We start from the raw sequence: 18,897 nt of genomic DNA, 5'->3' as shown, positions 1-18,897 counted from the left end.
GGTCATCTTTTCATTATCAGAGATGACCGCAGTTTATGCACTAAACATCTTTGCCCGGACGGTCTTACGGTAATCCCCCGGTGAAACCGTTGTTTTATGCTTAAACTGGCGATTAAAGTGCGCAATATCCTGATATCCAACCGCATTTGCAATCTCCTGAATACACAGATTGGTGGATTGCAGCATTGTCATGGCGGATTCAATTCTGGCGGTTAATAAATACTGCAGTGGGGACATGTCGGTGGCATTTTTAAAGCGGCGATTAAAGTTGCGCAAACTCATGCCGGCCATATCTGCAAGATTCTGCATGGATATATCCGAGGCGCAGTTGGCTTTTATCCAGATTTGAATTTGAACAATATCTTCATCCGGATGGGGTTTGTTTTCTTCACTGTAACATTGGCGTTCAAACTGGCTACGAATTTCATGGAAAAATGTCCGTTGAGTATGGGTGGCTACACGTTTCCCGTATATCGTTTCTATAAAATGGATCGTCAGATCGGACAGGGCCTTAACGCTTGCGGCGCAGAAAATATTATCGGCCTGAGTGAGAAAATGCTTTGTCTGTAATTTTACGCTGGGGTAGTCGCGCGAGAATTGTTTGAAGTAGTGCCAGTGGGTGGTGGCGGGCTTTCCGTTTAGCAATCCCGACTCCGCCAGAAAACAGCAGCCCGTTCCGACGGCGGCGATGCGGGTTCCTCGCGCGGCCTGCTCGGTCAGCCATTCCAGAAGTTCAGGCTGTTGTCTGACCACCGCGCGAGGATTGCGCCACAGGGCAGGAAGATAGATAACGTCATAGTGTCTGTCTGCGGCAAGGGTGGTATCGGCGGTAATGCTAAAACCACTGTGCGTCAGGATGGGCTCGCTGTTTATGCCAATGGTATTCACCTTCAGAATATTCTCCGGGCGACAGAGCCTGAAGGGTGACTTCTCCGGTTTGTGCGTGCCTGCGTGGGATGTTGTTTTTTGCTCAGCTAAATAGCTACTGGCTGCCGCTTTCCACATTTCAATCGGAAGGCTGAGACCGGAACTTAGCATGCGTTCACATAACACAAATCCTATTTGTGTATTTGTCATTTTTGATTAATACCTGTTTTGACTATTATTTTTGGTAGCTCATCGTTGCCGTGGCCAAAAAAGTCAGCGTTTTGGCTGGATTTTCATATTAGCTTTTGTTGGTGATTTGTAAACTAATATCTGAAATTATCGCACTTGCTTAATAAAATAAATCCACGACCACGAGAGAATAAATTATGGTGAAATTACCCGTAATAACGGCTTTTGGCGGCTATGGTCCAGCTGGGCGTAGTTCTTCACATCATGCATTCCGTCGAATGATTATTGAGTCATTATCGGAAGAGGAACGGCAGGATACGTTATTATCGTTAGCCATCCTGATGGGCATCCTTAAATATGATGAAGGTGGGTATTACGATATTTCCGGTAAAAGATTCACACCTGCTCAGGCTGCCGCGAGGATAAAAGACGAGGCGCTTGAGGGAACCCTTATCAGAAAAATTACGCGCGACTACTTTGATGTCGATGCTATTGCCGGCCATGCAAAATTGAATATGGCTTCAGGCGAAGAGGGATTCAGTTTTAATATATCTGCCAGGCAATTACCTCAACCCTTACCGGCGGGATGGCACGTTGAAGAATTAGCGGAGCGGCGCGTCCGTATTACCGTCCAGGGAGAGATGGACTGTAAAATTGAGGCGTTGCTGCGCACGGAGGTTCAGGCTGCAGGGCTGTTGCCGCAGGGATTCCGTCCGGGCGACCATTACAATTCGCAGTTCCATCCGCGGGCGTTACAAATGGCGATTGTCGGAGCGTCAGACGCCATCAACGCGCTGGGGATCCCGTGGCGAGAGGTACAGGCCAAAATCACGCCGGATCAGCTCGGCGTCTATTCGGGCAATATCATGGGGCAGCTCGACGATTATGGCTTTGGCGGAATGCTGCAGTCGCGCCTGAAAGGCCATCGCGTCAGCGCCAAACAATGCCCGCTGGGCCTGAACAGCATGTGCGCCGATTTCCTCAATGCGTATGTGCTGGGTAGCGTCGGTCATACCAGCGCCACGCTGGGGGCGTGCGCCACGTTTCTGTATAACCTGAATGCGGCAGTTGAGGATATCAAAGCGGGGCGCATTCGCGTAGCCGTCGTTGGCAGCGCCGAAGCGCCGGTCACCTCAGAAGTGATTGAAGGATTCGATGCCATGGGCGCCCTGGCAACGGAGAGCAAGCTTAAGCACACTGATGAAACGGAAACGGCCGACTGGCGCAACAGCAGCCGCCCGTTTGGTAACAGCTGCGGTTTTGTTATCGCAGAATCCAGCCAGTATGTCGTGCTAATGGACGACGAGCTGGCGCTGCAGCTTGGCGCAGAGATCCACGGTTCGGTGGGGAATGTCTTCATCAACGCTGACGGCTTTAAACGCTCTATTGCGTCGCCGGGGCCGGGGAACTACATCACCATGGCGAAAGCCGTAGCCTCTGCGGTATCGATGGCCGGGATAGAGACGGTGCAGAAGGGATCGTTTATTCAGGCGCACGGCTCAAGCACGCCGAAGAATTGCGTCTCCGAGGCCGATATTTTTGACCGCGTTGCGCAAGCTTTTTCGATTCGCGACTGGCCGGTGACGGCGGTGAAATCGTACCTCGGTCACTCCCTGGGCCCAGCCAGCGGCGACCAGCTGATCGGCTGCCTCGGCGTCTTCCGCTATGGTATTTTGCCGGGAATTAAAAGCGTGTCCCACATCGCGCCGCAGGTGAACAATGCGCGCTTAACCATTCCTCTTCAGGACTGCAAATTAGAGGAAGGTCAGGGACAAATCGCCTTTATTAATTCAAAAGGCTTTGGCGGTAATAATGCCACGGGGGTGGTTTACTCGCCAAAGCTTACCCATCAATGGTTGCGCAAACGCTATGGGGAAACGGTGTTTGCGGATTATCAGCAGCGTAACCGCCAGGTGCGACGTCAGGCTAACGCCTACGACCAGGCGGCGTCACAGGGGGAACTGAATGTCATTTATCTGTTCGGCCAGCAGGGGATAAATGAGGAAGATATTAAGATTGATATGAATGGCATCACCATTCCCGGATTTGAAAAACCGATAACGTACGCGACGGATAAAGAATACCCGGACTTTTAATCGTTATATCTGTTTTTATTATTAATAAATATGAGCGGGCCGGGTAAGGGAAATCACCCGGCCGCAGGAAAGAACGGTGACACCGTTAAAGAATGGCTTTAATACTCTGCGCCAGCGGCGTCGTTGCGCGCCCGATCAGTTTGCTCAGCGTATGGCTATCGTCAAAGAGTCCCCCTTTGGACGCACCCACATCCGAGTCCGCCAGCATATCTGCCAGCCCTGCAGGCAGGCCGACGCTTTTCAGGGCGGCGGCAAAATCCGCTTCACTGAGATTCTGATAGGTTACCGGCTTCCCGCTCTGTTTGCTGAGTTCAGCCGCCAGTTCGCTCAGCGTCCAGCCGTGGTCGCCCGCCAGTTCGTAGACCTTGCCCGCGTGGCCCTCTTCAGCAATCACTTTGGCGGCTGCCGCGGCATAGTCGGCGCGGGTGGCAGAGGCAATTTTGCCTTCGCCTGCCGCACCAATAAACACGCCGTGTTCCAGCGCAGGCGGCGCGCTCGCCAGGTAGTTTTCGGTATACCAGCCATTGCGCAGCAGGGCATAAGGGATGCCGGACGCCGCCAGCGCTTTTTCAGTGGCAACATGTTCAACATGCAGACCCAGCGGTGAGTTGTCCGCATGCAGCAGGCTGGTGTAGGCGATAAATTTCACGCCTGCCGTTTTGGCGGCGTTAATCACGTTCTGGTGCTGGGTCGCGCGCTGGCCGACTTCGCTGGAAGAGATCAGCAGCAGCTTATCCACGCCGCTCAGCGCGGCGGTGAATGCGGCTTCATCCGTGTAGTCCGCCTGGCGAACGACAATTCCCTGCTGGCTTAAGGCCTGCGCTTTCGCCGGGTTACGTACGATGGCCACAATCTGGCTGGCCGGTACGGTTTTCAGCAGCTGTTCGATAACGAGATGGCCAAGCTGGCCGGTAGCGCCGGTAATCGCGATCATGATGAATCTCCTTCGTGTTTGTCTGGTGTTGTGGCACACTAGCACCATGGCTAACTTTTAGTAAGTACATACAAAAAGGTAAGTATGAAAACAACGATACCGACGCTCAGCGAACAAATGCGCGATGGCAATCTTTTCGCGGAACAGTGCCCTTCACGCGAGGTGCTCAAACACGTGACCAGCCGCTGGGGTGTCCTGATTCTGCTGGCCCTGCGCCAGGGAACGCATCGCTTTAGCGATCTGCGCCGTAAAATGGGCGGGGTGAGCGAAAAGATGCTGTCCCAGTCACTCCAGGCGCTGGAGCTGGACGGGTTTGTCGATCGCGTGTCTTATCCGGTGGTGCCGCCGCACGTAGAGTATAGCCTGACGCCGCTGGGGATTGAGGTCAGCGAGAAAGTCGCTGCGCTGGCGGACTGGATTGAGGTGAATACGCCGAAGGTGATGGCGAATCGGGACGATCGTGCGGCCTGATGTCTTCACCCTGACCTAATGCCTGCGTGGGCGACCCCCTCTCCCTTGAGGGAGAGGGCGGGGGTGAGGGGGGAACATATAACTCTGGTGGTCATTCCGTTCACTTTATGTTCCTTGCTTCTCTGTAACGACATGGCCTGTGAACGTGCCAGGGCGGCTCAATCGCCGCCGCCCTGGCGACCCGGGCTCCCGGCGGTAAATCGCCGCTTCGCGGATTGCTCGCCCCATCCCTGGGGCTCACCCTTTCAGGGCCAGCTCAGGCGCTGTCCAAAATTGCTCCCGGCAATTTTGTCCTCAGCTTATTCCTTCAGGCTATCGGGTCGGGCATGAGCCTGCATCCCTGCAGGCCACGCCCTCTCGGCGCATCCTTGCGCCTCGCCCCGGCCTTGCGGAAACGCTTCGGCGATTTACAGCCGGACCAGGGCATCGCTGCAATTCATTAATTTTTTCTGAAGAAATATTCATCGCTTCGAGTTGGAAAATTACTGAGGACCCCTCTCCCATAGGGAGAGGGAACAAACACGAAAAACGGCAACGTATGTTGCCGTTTTGTTTTTACTTACTCAAATCCACCTGATAAATCGCGAACCCGATATCATCCGTTGCGACCTTCTTCATCGGATACTGGGCTTTATCCTTGATGAACGCGGCTGCCTTATCGGACGGCGACGTTTCTATGCGGATATCCAGTTTCGTATCGCTGTGGATCGGCGCGAGTCGCCAGTTGTTGTCCACCGCCGGATGAATTTCGCCCGCCTTCTTCGACTCCGCGCTGATCCACGCCGCCAGCACCGAGCGGTTCTCGTCCGGCGAGGCAAAGGCGATGTGGCTATCTCCCGTACCGGCAAACTTACCGCCGTAGGCGCGGTAGTTATTGGTCACCACCAGGAAGGTGGCATTCGGGTCGATCGCCTTGCCGTTGAAGGTCAGGTTTTTGATGCGCTCCGCCTGCGGGTTGATCGCCTGACACTCGCCGTCATATTTCGCCGGCTGGGTGACGTCAATCTGGTAGTTCACGCCGTCGATCACGTCGAAGTTATAGGTACGGAAGCCGTCCCAGTTAATCAGCGACTGCGGCTTACTGCTGTGCGGGTCAATCTGGTTAAACTGTCCGGCAGAGCACTCCAGCCACTCTTTCACCTCCTGGCCCGTCGCTTTTACCACCACCAGCGTGTTCGGGTAGAGATAGAGATCGGCGGCGTTACGGAAGGTCAGCTGGCCCTTTTCGACTTCAACATAGCTTGCCGGGTCGTTCTTACGCCCGCCAACCTTGAATGGCGCAGCCGCTGACAGGACCGGCAGTTTTGCCAGATCCGGATCGCCCTGCACAAAGTGTTCCGCATAGGCTTTCTGCGCCATGTTGACGACCTGAACGGTCGGGTCGTCCTGCACTAGCGCCAGGAAGCTGTACATGTTATCGGCGGATTTGCCGATCGGCTTGCTGACGAATTCGCGCGTGGCGTCGTGATCGTGCTTCAGCACGTCGACCAGTTTTTTATCTTCCGCCGCCAGAGATTTTTTAGCCGCAGCGTCGTAAATCGGGCGCGCTTCGGCTTTTGACTGCGTCACCTTCCAGCTGCCGCCGTCGTTATTCAGCACCAGATCCACCACGCCAAGATGGTCGCCCCACATGCCCGGCATCACCGAAGGCACGCCGTTGAGCGTCCCTTTCTCAATGTCCGCTCCTTTTATGCTGGCGAAATCTTTGCCCGGGAAGACCGCGTGGGCGTGGCCGAACAGGATCGCGTCGACGCCCGGGACTTCACTCAGATAGTAAACGGAGTTTTCTGCCATGGCCTGATACGGATCGGCGGAGAGACCCGAGTGGGCGACAACGACCACCAGATCGGCGCCTTTTTCGCGCATTTCCGGCACGTATTTCCGCGCGGTTTCGGTGATGTCGTTAACGGTCACTTTGCCGTCGAGGTTGGCCTTATCCCACGTCATGATCTGCGGCGGCACAAAACCGATATAGCCGATTTTCAGCGTCTGTTTTTTACCGTCCTGGTCGACGACGTTTGTCTCTTTAATCAGGTAAGGGGTAAAGAGCGGCTTTTGCGTCTTAACGTCGATGATATTGGCGTTAACGTACGGGAATTTCGCACCGGCCAGGGCGTCATGCAGGTATTTTAGACCGTAGTTGAATTCGTGGTTGCCGAGGTTGCCGACGGTATAGTCCAGGGTGTTCATCGCTTTATAAACAGGATGGATCTCGCCTTTTTTCAGCCCCCTGGTCGCCATGTAATCCCCGAGCGGACTGCCCTGAATGAGATCGCCATTGTCGACCAGCACGCTGTTTTTCACTTCGCCACGCGCCGCATCGATCAGGCTTGCCGTGCGTACCAGACCGAATTTTTCCGTCGGGGTATCTTTGTAGTAATCGAAGTCCATCATGTTGCTGTGCAGATCGGTCGTTTCCAGAATACGCAGATCTACCGTCGCCGCCTGTACGCTTGCTGCAATCAGCGTCGCCAGAAGCGTTGCACTAAACTTAATCATCAGAGGAGTCCTTTTTTCGATGCAGAGCACAAAAGAGTATGTATCTATAGCTTGTTGCTTACAGAAATGTGAATCCTGACAGAAAAAAGTCACCTGAAACCGGAATTGCTTCACAGATAGCGGAATTGTTCACATTACGATATAACTAAAACAAAGAGTTAACCTCACTGCGTTAACAAAGAGGTGGAAAATGCTAGATAAAATTTGTCAGCTCGCACGGGATGCGGGAGATGCCATCATGCAGGTGTATGACGGCAGTAAACCTATGGAGGTGGTCAGCAAGGCCGACGACTCTCCGGTCACGGCGGCGGATATCGCGGCGCATAAGGTGATCCTGAAAGGATTACAGGCCTTAACGCCGGACATCCCCGTTCTGTCAGAAGAAGCGCCGCAAAGCTGGGACGAGCGCCAGCACTGGCAGCGTTACTGGCTGGTCGATCCGCTGGACGGGACAAAAGAGTTCATCAAGCGCAACGGTGAATTCACCGTCAATATCGCCCTGATTGAGAAGGGCAAAGCGGTGCTGGGCGTGGTCTACGCGCCGGTAATGAAGGTGATGTACAGCGCTGCAGAAGGGAAGGCGTGGAAGGAAGAGTGCGGCGTGCGCAAGCAGATCCAGGTGCGCGATGCGCGTCCACCGCTGGTGGTGATTAGCCGCTCGCACAGCGACAGCGAGCTGCAGGAGTACCTGCAGCAGCTGGGTGAACACCAGACCACCTCGATTGGCTCATCGCTGAAATTCTGCCTGGTGGCGGAAGGCCATGCGCAGCTCTACCCTCGCTTTGGGCCAACCAACGTCTGGGATACCGCGGCAGGTCATGCCGTTGCCGCGGCCGCCGGGGCGCATGTTCATGACTGGCAGGGCAAGCCGCTGGACTATACCCCGCGCGAATCCTTCCTCAACCCCGGTTTCCGCGTCTCTATTTACTGAGCCAGCAGCTTATGCAGCAGGTCGACAACCTGCTGCACCTCTTCCTGGGTTAACGCGCCGTCTTTCGCCCACTGTACGCGGCCCTCTTTATCCAGCACGATAATCGCGGAGCTCTCTTCTTCCAGCTGCCAGGCCTTACGGGTTACGCCGTTGCTGTCGACGATAAACTGCGACCACGGGTAGAGCTTTTTATTGCTCTCAAGGCTTGAGCGCACAAACATCCCGGAGCCCGGAATGGCGTCGTCGGTGTTAACAATCGTGGTCGTCTGGTAGCGGTCGTGAGGGAATTTTGCGGCCTTGATCGCTTCCACCAGGGTAGCATTTTTCTCTTTTGCGGATGTACGACCGGCAATATGTTGTACAACTCTCACTTTGCCCGCGAGCTGCGCGCTATTCCAGGGTTTGTAGCTAAACTTATCATTGTCGAGAATCAATTCTCCCCGGTCAGCAATGCCGACTGGCGGTACACGTTGTCCTTTTTCAATGTTGTGAGCGGAAGCCCACAGCGGCAGCAGCAGGCAGGTTGCTGCAAGGATATTACGTAGGGTCATGGCGTTTCCTTATTGTTTGCAGGTGATCCGACCACTTGGTCTTGCGCTTTTAATCATAAGTGCGATCAATGGGGTTTTCCCGCAATCCCGATGCCAGTTTGCGGGCGAACGCACATATCCATGAAAAAACGACGGCTTATACTGCGCCCGGTCACGCTTTGCAAAGATTATTCTGAATAATTGTAATCAAACGGTAAATAAACTTATGCACACTGGGTAACACCGTAGTTCTGGTCTATAGTCATTGGGCATTAAAATTTGCGCTCAGGACAGTCGGGCCGATTGTGGCACCGCAAGAGCGTATGATTCGCAGGAGATACAAGAATGAAAATTTTCCAACGCTACAACCCGCTTCAGGTGGCGAAGTACGTGAAGATCCTGTTCCGTGGACGGTTGTACATCAAGGATGTTGGCGCTTTTGAGTTTGATAAGGGCAAGATCCTTGTCCCAAAAGTGAAGGACAAACAGCACCTGTCTGTGATGTCCGAAGTCAACCGTCAGGTTATGCGTCTGCAGACTGAGATGGCTTAACCAACGTGCTATGCAGTAGTTAAAAACGGCTCCCAATGGGAGCCGTTGATGTTTGTAGAGGCTGGTACTTTACGCCGACACCTTCTCTTCCGCGTCCGGCAGCTTCGGTACCAGTACGGTCGGTTTGTTATCGATGCGCGTCACCAGCAGCTGGTCGATGCGGTAGTTATCAATATCCACCACTTCAAACTTGTAGCCGGAGAACTTCACCGAGTCGGTACGTTTCGGGATCTTACGCAGCATAAACATCATAAAGCCGCCGATGGTCTCGTAGTTGCCGGACTGCGGGAACTCGTCGATATCCAGCACGCGCATCACGTCTTCAATCGGTGTGCCGCCATCAATCAGCCACGAATTATCGTCGCGCTGAACAATCTGCTCTTCCAGCCCCTGGCCAACCAGGTCGCCCATCAGCGTGGTCATCACGTCGTTCAGGGTGATAATACCCACCACCAGCGCGTATTCGTTCATGATAACCGCGAAGTCTTCCCCGGCGGTTTTGAAACTTTCCAGCGCTTCTGAGAGCGTCAGGGTGTCCGGCACAATCAGGGTATTGCGGATCTGCACGCCGCTGTTAAGCGCCAGGCTCTGGTTTGCCAGCACGCGGTTCAGCAGGTCTTTGGAGTCGACGTAACCGATGATGTGGTCGATATCTTCATTACAGACCAGGAACTTAGAGTGCGGATGCTGCGCCACTTTGTTCTTCAGGCTCTGCTCATCTTCATGTAAATCGAACCAGATAATGTTTTCACGGCCCGTCATGGAAGACGGCACGGTACGGGATTCCAGTTCGAATACGTTCTCAATCAGCTCGTGCTCCTGCTTGCGCAGCACCCCGGCCAGCGCGCCGGCTTCCACCACCGCATAAATGTCGTCAGAGGTGATGTCGTCTTTACGCACCATCGGCAGCTTAAAGATGCGGAAAATGACGTTCGCCAGGCCGTTGAAGAACCACACCAGCGGACGAAACACGTACAGACAGAAGCGCATCGGGTTGATGATACGCAAAGCCACAGCTTCTGGCGCAATCATACCGATGCGTTTCGGGGTCAGGTCTGCAAAGAGGATGAACAGGCCGGTTACCAGCGAGAAGGAGAGGATAAAGCTCAGCTGTTCGGCCAGTTCAACGGACATGTACTTAACAAACAGACTATAAAACGCCGGAGAAAACGCCGCATCACCCACGATACCGCCGAGAATGGCGACCGCGTTGAGGCCAATTTGCACCACGGTGAAGAACATCCCGGGATTTTCCTGCATTTTCAGGATGCGGGTGGCATTGATGTTGCCTTCATCGGCAAGCAGCTTCAGTTTGATTTTACGGGACGCGGCCAGCGAGATCTCAGATATCGAGAAAAACGCGCTGACGGCAATCAGACAAAGTATTACTAAAATACTGTTTAACATAGTTTATCCGGCTTATCGCCAGATCCTCAGAAGGGGAGTTGATACCATTTGTGTGAAAACACATTGAAAATCAGCTCGTAGCGTTGAGCCGATTATTTCAGCGGGTAGTATAGCGTAAAGAGATGTAAATCTGCCAGAGGTCACATTTTGGCATAAAAAAGACCGGACAGCGTGGCGCTGTCCGGTACGGGCGACGATTTAACGGCTGATAATCAGGCCAGCTGTGGCGGCAGGCAGACGCCGATGCCCCCGATACCGCAGTAGCCGTACGGGTTTTTATGCAGATACTGCTGGTGATCGTCCTCGGCATAGTAGAACGGTTTCGCGGTGGTGATTTCCGTCGTCACCTCGCGCGTATCGCCCGCTTCACGCATGGCCTGCTGGAAACGCTCAAGGCTGGCGCGCGCGGCGGCATCCTGCTCGGGCGTGAGCGGATAAATGGCCGAACGGTACTGTGTGCCGTGGTCGTTGCCCTGACGCATGCCCTGCGCCGGGTCGTGGTTTTCCCAGAAGACCTGCAGGAGCTGTTCGTAGCTAATGACTGCAGGGTCATAGACCACGCGTACCGCTTCCGCATGCCCGGTTTCGCCGGAGCAGACTTCGCGATAGGTAGGATTCGGCGTGTAGCCGCCCGTGTAGCCAGCCGCCGTGCTGTAAACGCCGGGCAGCTGCCAGAAGAGGCGCTCAACGCCCCAGAAGCAGCCCATGGCGAACAGGGCGATTTCCATTCCCTCCGGCACGTTTGTCATGGAATGGTTATTGACGGCGTGTAAGGTCGCCACAGGCATAGGGGTGTTGCGTCCCGGTAATGCATCAGTTTGTGAAACCAGATGCTTTTTGTCGAATAAACTCACGATGGGGCCTCCCGGGGTGCGATGTTTCGGTTAAGGTTGTCACGAAGCGTTTAATTGAACACAATAAATGCGCTGAATGAGTCTAGATTTAATCATAAGAAATATTTGGGTGTTACACCCGTTTTCAACCCGTGATTTGGGTTTTTGGCCAACAGGCCGTATTTTGCCGCGGAGCGGTACTTCATTTGCTTCCAGGGTGGAAACAGGGATATTCAGGAGAAAACGTGACAAAAATCCGCCAGTTATGTTTAGTCAGTGTATTGCTGACAAGCGGGATTGCCAGCGCGGCGAATGTCCGTTTGCAGGTTGAGGGGTTATCCGGGGCGCTGGAAAAAAACGTGCGTGCGCAGTTGTCGACCATCCAGAGTGATGAGGTGACGCCGGACCGGCGTTTTCGCGCGCGCGTCGATGACGCCATCCGTGAAGGGCTGAAAGCGCTGGGGTATTACGAACCCACCATTGATTTCGATCTCCGCCCGCCGCCAAAGAAGGGGCGCCAGGTTCTTATTGCCCGCGTTTCGCCGGGTGAGCCGGTATTGATTGGCGGCACGAACGTCATTCTGCGCGGCGGGGCGCGTACCGACCGGGATTACCTGGACCTGCTCAACACGCGGCCGAAAATCGGTACCGTGCTTAACCACGGTGACTACGACCATTTCAAAAAAGAGCTGACGAACGTTTCCCTGCGTAAGGGCTACTTCGACAGCCAGTTCAATAAAAGCCAGCTGGGGATTGCGCTGGATCGGCGTCAGGCCTTCTGGGATATCGATTACGACAGCGGAGAACGCTACCGCTTTGGCGATGTGACGTTTGAAGGTTCGCAAATTCGTGAAGAGTATCTGCAAAACCTCGTGCCGTTCAAAAAAGGGGATTACTACCAGTCGAGAGACCTGGCGGAACTGAACCGTCGTCTTTCCGCTACCGGCTGGTTTAACTCCGTGGTTGTCGCACCGGAATTTGATAAGTCTCGCAAAACGAAGGTGTTGCCGCTGCATGGCGTTGTCTCGCCGCGCACCGAGAACACCATTGAGACCGGTGTTGGCTACTCGACGGATGTTGGACCACGCGTGAGAACCTCGTGGAAAAAGCCGTGGATGAACTCGTACGGTCACAGCCTGACCACCAGCCTGAGCCTCTCTGCGCCCGAGCAGCAGCTGGATTTCAGCTACAAAATGCCGCTGCTGAAAAACCCGCTTGAGCAATATTACCTTGTGCAGGGCGGTTTTAAGCGCACCGACTTGAACGACACCAAGCAGGATTCTACGACCCTTGCGGTCTCCCGCTTCTGGGATCTCTCCAGCGGCTGGCAGCGCGCCATTAACCTGCGCTGGAGCCTGGACCACTTTACCCAGGCCAACGTCACCAATACCACCATGCTGCTTTATCCGGGCGTGATGATCAGCCGTACCCGCTCGCGCGGCGGCCTGATGCCGACCTGGGGCGACTCACAGCGCTACTCCATCGATTATTCCAACTCCGCCTGGGGCTCCGACGTGGATTTCTCGGTGATTCAGGCGCAAAACGTCTGGATCCGCACGCTGTACGACAAACACCGCTTTGTGATGCGCGGCAATCTCGGCTGGATTGAAACGGGAGACTTCGAGCGCGTTCCGCCGGATCTGCGCTTCTTCGCCGGGGGCGACCGCAGCATTCGTGGGTATAAGTACAAATCGATCTCACCTGAGAACGAAAAGGGCCAGCTGACCGGTGCGTCAAAACTGGCGACCGGATCGCTGGAGTATCAGTACAACGTCAGCGGAAAGTGGTGGGGCGCCATGTTTGTTGACGGTGGCGAAGCGGTGAACGATATCCGCCGCAGCGACTTCAAAACCGGCGCGGGCGTGGGCGTACGCTGGCAGTCACCCGTCGGGCCCATCAAGCTCGACTTCGCCGTGCCTGTCGGCGACAAAGAAGAGCACGGATTACAGTTTTACATCGGTCTGGGGCCTGAATTATGAGTTTATGGAAGAAAATAAGCCTCGGGGTGCTGATTTTTATCGTGCTGCTGCTCGGTACGGTGGCGTTTCTGGTGGGAACGACGACCGGGCTGCATCTGCTGTTTAACGCTGCGAACCGCTGGGTGCCGGGGCTGGAGATTGGCCAGGTAACGGGCGGCTGGCGCGATCTGCGTCTGAAGAATATCCGCTACGAGCAGCCGGGCGTGGCGGTGAACGCCGGGGAGTTCCACCTGGCGGTGAAGCTGGGCTGCCTGCGCGACAGCAAGCTCTGCGTCAACGATCTGTCGCTTAAAGACGTCAACGTGGCGATAGATTCGAAAAAAATGCCGAAGTCTGCGCCGGTCGAGGAAGAGGACAGCGGCCCGCTGAATCTCTCCACGCCGTACCCGATCGCGCTCTATCGGGTCGCGCTTGATAACGTCAATATCAAAATCGACGACACTACCGTGTCCGTGATGGATTTCACCTCCGGCCTACGCTGGCAGGAGAAAAACCTCACCCTGACGCCGACGTCCCTGCAGGGCTTGCTGATCGCGTTGCCGAAGGTGGCCGACGTGGCGCAGGAAGAGATCGTCGAGCCGAAGATCCAGAACCCGCAGCCGGAAGAAAAGCCGCTGGGCGAAACGCTGAAAGATCTCTTCTCGAAGCCTGTCCTGCCGGAAATGACCGACGTTCACCTGCCGCTGAACCTCAACATCGAGGAGTTCAAAGGCGAGCAGCTGCGCCTGACCGGCGATACCGATCTGACGGTCTACACCATGCTGCTGAAAGTCAGCAGCATTGACGGCAACATGAAGCTCGACGCGCTGGATATCGACACCAACCAGGGCTCGGTGAATGCGTCAGGGAATGCCCTGCTGCGCGATAACTGGCCGGTGGACATCACGCTTAACAGTGCCCTCAACATCGATCCGCTGAAAGGCGAAAAGGTGAAGGTCAAAGTGGGCGGTGCGCTGCGCGATAAGCTGGATGTCGGGGTGAATCTCTCAGGCCCGGTGGACATGGTCCTGCGCGCGCAAACGCAGCTGGCGGAAGCCGGGCTGCCGCTCAATCTGGAGGTTGTCAGCAAGCAGCTTTACTGGCCGTTCACCGGCGAAAAGCAGTTCCAGGCCGATGATCTGAAGCTGAAGCTGAGCGGCAAGATGACCGACTACGCGCTCTCGTTCCGCACCGCGGTGAAGGGACAGGGCGTGCCGCCCGCGAACATCACGCTGGATGCGAAGGGCAACGAACAGCAGGTCAACCTCGACAAGCTGACCGTCGCGGCGCTGGAAGGCAAAACCGAGCTGACCGCGCTGCTCGACTGGCAGCAGGCGATCAGCTGGCGCGGCGAGCTGAAGCTGACGGGTATTAACACCGCCAAAGAGGTGCCGGACTGGCCGTCGAAGCTGGATGGCCTGATTAAAACCCGCGGCAGCCTGTACGGCGGTACGTGGCAGATGGACGTGCCGGAAATCAAGCTCACCGGGAACGTGAAGCAGAACAAGGTTAACGTTGAAGGCTCGGTGAAAGGCAACAGCTATCTGCAGTGGGTTATCCCGGGGCTGCACGTGGCGCTGGGCCGCAACACGGCGGATATCAAAGGCGAGCTGGGGGTGAAAGATCTCAATCTGGACGCCACCATCGACGCGCCGAATCTGGATAACGCCCTGCCGGGGCTGGGCGGCACGGCGAAGGGCCTCGTGAAAGTGCGCGGTACGGTGGAGGCACCGCAGCTGCTGGCGGACATTACCGCCAATAACCTGCGCTGGCAGGAGCTGAGCGTTGCCCGCGTCCGCGTGGAAGGGGATGTGAAATCCACCGATCAGATCGGCGGTAGCCTGAACCTGCGCGTGGAGCGCATTTCTCAGCCGGACGTGAACATTAACCTGGTCACCCTGGACGCCAAAGGGAACGAGAAACAGCACGACCTCCAGCTGCGCGTGCAGGGCGAGCCGGTCTCCGGCCAGCTTCACCTTACCGGCAGCTTCGACCGCAAAGAAGAACGCTGGAAAGGGACGCTGGATAACACGCGCTTCAATACGCCGGTCGGGCCGCTGGCGCTCTCGCGCGCCATTGCCCTCGACTACCGCAACGCTGAGCAGAAGATAAGCATTGGGCCACACTGCTGGACCAACCCGAATGCGGAGCTGTGCGTGCCGCAGACCATCGATGCGGGTGCGGAAGGGCGCGCGCAGATCAACCTCAACCGCTTCGATCTGGCGATGCTGAAGCCGTTTATGCCGGACACGACCCAGGCCAGCGGCGTCTTCAGCGGGAAAGCCGATGTCGCCTGGGACACCACCAAAGAGGGGCTGCCGCAGGGCAGCGTCACGCTGTCCGGGCGTAACGTGAAGGTGACGCAGGAGGTCAACGACGCGCCGCTGCCGGTGGCGTTCGACACCCTGAACCTGAGTGCCGATCTGCATAACAATCGCGCACAGCTGGGGTGGACGATCCGCCTGACCAACAACGGTCAGCTGGACGGGCAGGTCCAGATTACCGATCCGCAGGGACGGCGTAATCTGGGCGGCAACGTCAACGTCCGTAACTTCAACCTGGCGATGGTGAACCCGATTTTCGCGCGCGGGGAAAAAGCGGAGGGCATGCTGAACGCTAACCTGCGCCTGGCCGGTAACGTGCAAAGCCCGCAGCTGTTCGGTCAGATGCGGCTCAGCGGCGTGGATATCGACGGTAACTTCATGCCGTTTGACATGCAGCCCAGCCAGATCGCGATGAACTTCAACGGTATGAGCTCGACGCTGAGCGGCTCGGTATTGACGCAGCAAGGGCAAATCAACCTGAGCGGCGACGCGGACTGGAGCCAGCTCGACAACTGGCGCGCCCGTATTGCCGCGAAGGGCAGCCGGGTACGCATCACCGTACCGCCAATGGTGCGCCTGGACGTTTCGCCTGATGTGGTCTTTGAAGCCACGCCAAGCCTCTTTACGCTTGACGGGCGCGTCGACGTGCCGTGGGCGCGCATCGTGGTTCACGACGTGCCGGAAAGCGCGGTCGGCGTCTCAAGTGATGAAGTGATGCTCAATGAAAATCTGAAACCTGTCGAACAGAAGAGCGCGGGCATACCGATCAATAGTAACCTCATCGTGCACGTGGGAAATAACGTGCGGTTGAATGCGTTTGGGCTGAAGGCGAGGCTCACGGGCGACCTGAAAGTCGCGCAGGATAAACAGGGGCTTGGCCTGAACGGGCAGATCACTATTCCTGAAGGGCGTTTCCACGCCTATGGTCAGGATCTGATTGTGCGCAAAGGCGAGCTACTGTTCTCCGGTCCACCGGATCAGCCCCTGCTGAACATCGAGGCGATTCGTAACCCGGAAGCGACGGAAGATGACGTCATTGCTGGCGTTCGCGTCACCGGTTCCGCCGACGAACCGAAGGCGGAGATCTTCTCTGACCCGGCGATGTCGCAGCAGGAAGCCCTCTCTTATCTGCTGCGTGGACAAGGTCTGAACAGCGGACAAAGCGACAGTGCGGCGATGACCTCGATGTTAGTGGGTCTGGGGGTTGCACAAAGTGGGCAGGTTGTGGGTAAAATCGGCGAGACGTTCGGCGTAAGCAATCTGGCGCTGGACACCCAGGGCGTGGGTGACTCCTCGCAGGTGGTGGTCAGCGGCTATGTATTGCCGGGTCTGCAGGTAAAATATGGTGTGGGGATCTTTGACTCACTGGCAACTCTCACGTTACGCTATCGCCTGATGCCCAAGCTATATCTGGAAGCAGTGTCCGGCGTAGACCAGGCACTTGATCTGCTCTATCAGTTTGAGTTTTAGCAATGCGAATATTTGTCTACGGCAGTTTACGAACCAAGCAAGGCAACAGTCACTGGATGACCAATGCCCTGCTGCTGGGGAATTACAATATCGAGAACTACCAGTTGTACAGCCTGGGCCACTATCCAGGCGCGGTTCCGGGCGAAGGAACAGTACAGGGTGAAGTCTATCGTATTGATAACGCGACGCTTGCCGAACTTGATGCCTTGCGCACCAGGGGCGGTGAATACGCACGCCAGTTGATCCAGACGCCGTACGGAAGTGCGTGGATGTACGTCTACCAGCGTCCGGTCGAAGGGTTAACGCGGATTGTAAGCGGTAACTGGTTAGACAGAGACCAGTACTGAAAAAAACAACGCCACCGTGAGGTGGCGTTGTTTTTTTTATTCCTTCAACTCTCTTCTGTATCCCGGCGTCGGGTTAAAAACAGAGGAACGAACAGCATGATGTACGGGGCAATAAGCCATAAAAAACACAAGGCGCGTGAACGGCCATAGTAGTTTATGCACCGCGTATTGCTTGAAATGACGGGCAGGAAAAACAGTAAAAACAGCAGAATCACATAATCGCTTCGATAAGGGATCCATAAGTAAAACAAAAACCAGGCAAGCTGGAATGTCATGATGCAGAGATACTGCCATTTACTGTCTTTACCGTAACAGTCAAACGCCTTTATGTAGCCCATCTTTATGCTTTGAAGAAAGAAACTTAGCATGTATAACGCTCACGATCGCGACGGTCAGGAGTGTGCTCATCAGCAACGCCCCTAAAAAATAGCTTTGGGTGATATCAGTAGCACCCGAGCCTAAAGTATGCAATTTACTATAACCTCTATCTACTGCAACAAAAAGCGTATATAGCCCTATGTTAATAAAGAATTGCAGAAGACAAGAAAAAAAGATATTTCTGGGAATTGTTTTTAATAGAGTGAGTAACGCATAAATAATGCTTGATGATAGCGCGAAGTAAAGTCCGTTAAGTAAACCAGATAGTAATGCGCTATTTATTTGACTGAATATTAAATGATCGCTTCCATAGTACCATGACAGATATTCAACATAAGTACTTCTGCCAAAGACAAAGGAGGCAATAATAAGGACGAATAGGCTTATGACATGGCTTTTCTTACTCATAATTTTGCTCCCTTAGATAGCAGCTCCTTCATCGTTTTACTGGCTTCTAACTGATCTTTGATTATGGCAAGGTCACGAGTATTGTGGTTATATTTTGCAATAGCGGTTGGTGTACCCTTACCACCATTATCCATAAAGAAGACTATATCCTTACGACCATAAAGAAGGACTTGTGGGATGGGATCACGCCCATAACTCACCGCCTGTGGAAGGGAGTGGATAGACTCTGTCGTGAGGAAGCGAGGAATATTTTCATGCTCAATATTACCTAAAGGCGTGGTGGCAACAAGGGAGCCGATAAAATCGGTCGTATACACTAACGCATCTGTATCCTTGGTCGTTACTTTTGAACCCGTAATATATTTTATCTGTTGCCAAAGGGTAATATCTTTAGGGGTAACCTTAACACCATCCATAAACATATCCTGCTTGCGTTTTAGCTGAATGACAGTACGGTGCACCTGTGTCAAAGAGGGGCTGATTTCCCCAATAGAAGGCATATAACCATCGCGGGAATACAACCGTTCAATGATAAAATAAATTCCAGTTGGGCGGGCAACATCAATGTTAATGGATGACATATGAATCCTGTAATGAATGGGGATTAATGATCATCATGACAGTATGTTGTGAACAGCCAGGCTATTCAACCACTCCCACTATAAATGATAGGGAGTCTTTTTTTGTTTTTAATATCCAAAAC

General features: G+C 54.6%; 15 protein-coding genes. 7 read left to right on the top strand and 8 right to left on the bottom strand.

The genetic code is table 11. The features are described from left to right. Window positions 1-33: 33 nt before the first annotated feature. Complete coding sequence (locus LBF07_RS13545; RefSeq protein WP_033144478.1) at window positions 34-1,077, bottom strand: GlxA family transcriptional regulator; 1,044 nt, start codon at window positions 1,075-1,077, stop codon at window positions 34-36. Between the two features lie 620 nt (window positions 1,078-1,697). Here LBF07_RS13545 and LBF07_RS13540 point away from each other — a divergent pair. Next, window positions 1,698-3,152, top strand: a complete 1,455-nt coding sequence (locus LBF07_RS13540; protein ID WP_224435041.1) for a beta-ketoacyl synthase — start codon at window positions 1,698-1,700, stop codon at window positions 3,150-3,152. Between the two features lie 85 nt (window positions 3,153-3,237). On the opposite strand, the gene LBF07_RS13535 is transcribed toward LBF07_RS13540, so the two are convergent. After that, window positions 3,238-4,086, bottom strand: coding sequence for an SDR family oxidoreductase (locus LBF07_RS13535; protein WP_033144480.1), 849 nt, complete (start codon window positions 4,084-4,086; stop codon window positions 3,238-3,240). An 84-nt stretch (window positions 4,087-4,170) separates the two neighbouring features. On the opposite strand from LBF07_RS13535, the gene LBF07_RS13530 reads away from it, so the two are divergent. Next, window positions 4,171-4,557 carry a helix-turn-helix domain-containing protein gene (locus LBF07_RS13530; RefSeq protein WP_094935135.1) on the top strand — a complete coding sequence of 129 codons (387 nt, stop codon included), beginning with the start codon at window positions 4,171-4,173 and terminating at the stop codon, window positions 4,555-4,557. Between the two features lie 555 nt (window positions 4,558-5,112). Here LBF07_RS13530 and LBF07_RS13525 read toward each other — a convergent pair. Then, a complete protein-coding gene (locus tag LBF07_RS13525; protein WP_094935136.1) occupies window positions 5,113-7,056 on the bottom strand; it encodes a bifunctional 2',3'-cyclic-nucleotide 2'-phosphodiesterase/3'-nucleotidase in 1,944 nt (647 codons plus the stop codon). A 190-nt stretch (window positions 7,057-7,246) separates the two neighbouring features. On the opposite strand from LBF07_RS13525, the gene cysQ reads away from it, so the two are divergent. Beyond that, complete coding sequence (cysQ, locus tag LBF07_RS13520) at window positions 7,247-7,987, top strand: 3'(2'),5'-bisphosphate nucleotidase CysQ (RefSeq protein WP_023310160.1); 741 nt, start codon at window positions 7,247-7,249, stop codon at window positions 7,985-7,987. On the opposite strand, the gene LBF07_RS13515 is transcribed toward cysQ, so the two are convergent. Further along, the gene (locus LBF07_RS13515; protein ID WP_094935137.1) at window positions 7,981-8,538 is read right to left on the bottom strand and encodes a YtfJ family protein; all 558 of its coding nucleotides are present in this window, start codon (window positions 8,536-8,538) and stop codon (window positions 7,981-7,983) included. The genes cysQ and LBF07_RS13515 overlap by 7 nt on opposite strands. Window positions 8,539-8,862: 324 nt before the next feature. Here LBF07_RS13515 and LBF07_RS13510 point away from each other — a divergent pair, with 324 nt between their 5' ends. After that, window positions 8,863-9,069, top strand: a complete 207-nt coding sequence (locus tag LBF07_RS13510) for a DUF1107 domain-containing protein (protein ID WP_008501430.1) — start codon at window positions 8,863-8,865, stop codon at window positions 9,067-9,069. A gap of 69 nt (window positions 9,070-9,138) precedes the next feature. On the opposite strand, the gene LBF07_RS13505 is transcribed toward LBF07_RS13510, so the two are convergent. Both LBF07_RS13505 and msrA read right to left on the bottom strand, forming a co-directional pair. Then, entirely contained in the window at window positions 9,139-10,476 is a 1,338-nt protein-coding gene (locus LBF07_RS13505; RefSeq protein ID WP_032662457.1) for a hemolysin family protein, read from the bottom strand. A gap of 212 nt (window positions 10,477-10,688) precedes the next feature. Next, window positions 10,689-11,330 (bottom strand): peptide-methionine (S)-S-oxide reductase MsrA, encoded by a 642-nt coding sequence (gene msrA, locus LBF07_RS13500; protein ID WP_029741954.1) that lies wholly within the window; start codon window positions 11,328-11,330, stop codon window positions 10,689-10,691. 224 nt (window positions 11,331-11,554) lie between these two features. On the opposite strand from msrA, the gene tamA reads away from it, so the two are divergent. The 3 genes from tamA to LBF07_RS13485 are packed head-to-tail and all read left to right on the top strand — an operon-like array spanning window position 11,555 to window position 17,408. After that, a complete protein-coding gene (tamA, locus tag LBF07_RS13495; protein WP_094935138.1) occupies window positions 11,555-13,288 on the top strand; it encodes an autotransporter assembly complex protein TamA in 1,734 nt (577 codons plus the stop codon). Then, window positions 13,285-17,061: an autotransporter assembly complex protein TamB gene (gene tamB / locus LBF07_RS13490; RefSeq protein ID WP_094935139.1), complete on the top strand. Its 3,777-nt coding sequence runs from the start codon at window positions 13,285-13,287 to the stop codon at window positions 17,059-17,061. Before tamA ends, tamB begins: the two co-directional genes overlap by 4 nt. Window positions 17,062-17,063: 2 nt before the next feature. Then, the gene (locus LBF07_RS13485; protein WP_014830431.1) at window positions 17,064-17,408 is read left to right on the top strand and encodes a gamma-glutamylcyclotransferase; all 345 of its coding nucleotides are present in this window, start codon (window positions 17,064-17,066) and stop codon (window positions 17,406-17,408) included. 315 nt (window positions 17,409-17,723) lie between these two features. On the opposite strand, the gene LBF07_RS13480 is transcribed toward LBF07_RS13485, so the two are convergent. Both LBF07_RS13480 and LBF07_RS13475 read right to left on the bottom strand, forming a co-directional pair. Continuing rightward, on the bottom strand, window positions 17,724-18,194 hold the full coding sequence (locus LBF07_RS13480; RefSeq protein WP_048977042.1) for a hypothetical protein: 471 nt from the start codon (window positions 18,192-18,194) through the stop codon (window positions 17,724-17,726). Then, a complete protein-coding gene (locus tag LBF07_RS13475; protein WP_032662463.1) occupies window positions 18,191-18,775 on the bottom strand; it encodes a hypothetical protein in 585 nt (194 codons plus the stop codon). The genes LBF07_RS13480 and LBF07_RS13475 overlap by 4 nt, the downstream gene beginning before the upstream one ends. Window positions 18,776-18,897 lie beyond the last annotated feature (122 nt).

It is taken from the genome of Enterobacter cloacae complex sp. ECL352 (assembly GCF_020149545.1).
In the GTDB taxonomy this organism is placed as follows: domain Bacteria; phylum Pseudomonadota; class Gammaproteobacteria; order Enterobacterales; family Enterobacteriaceae; genus Enterobacter; species Enterobacter asburiae_B.
This window is presented reverse-complemented; position numbering and strand designations above follow the sequence as displayed.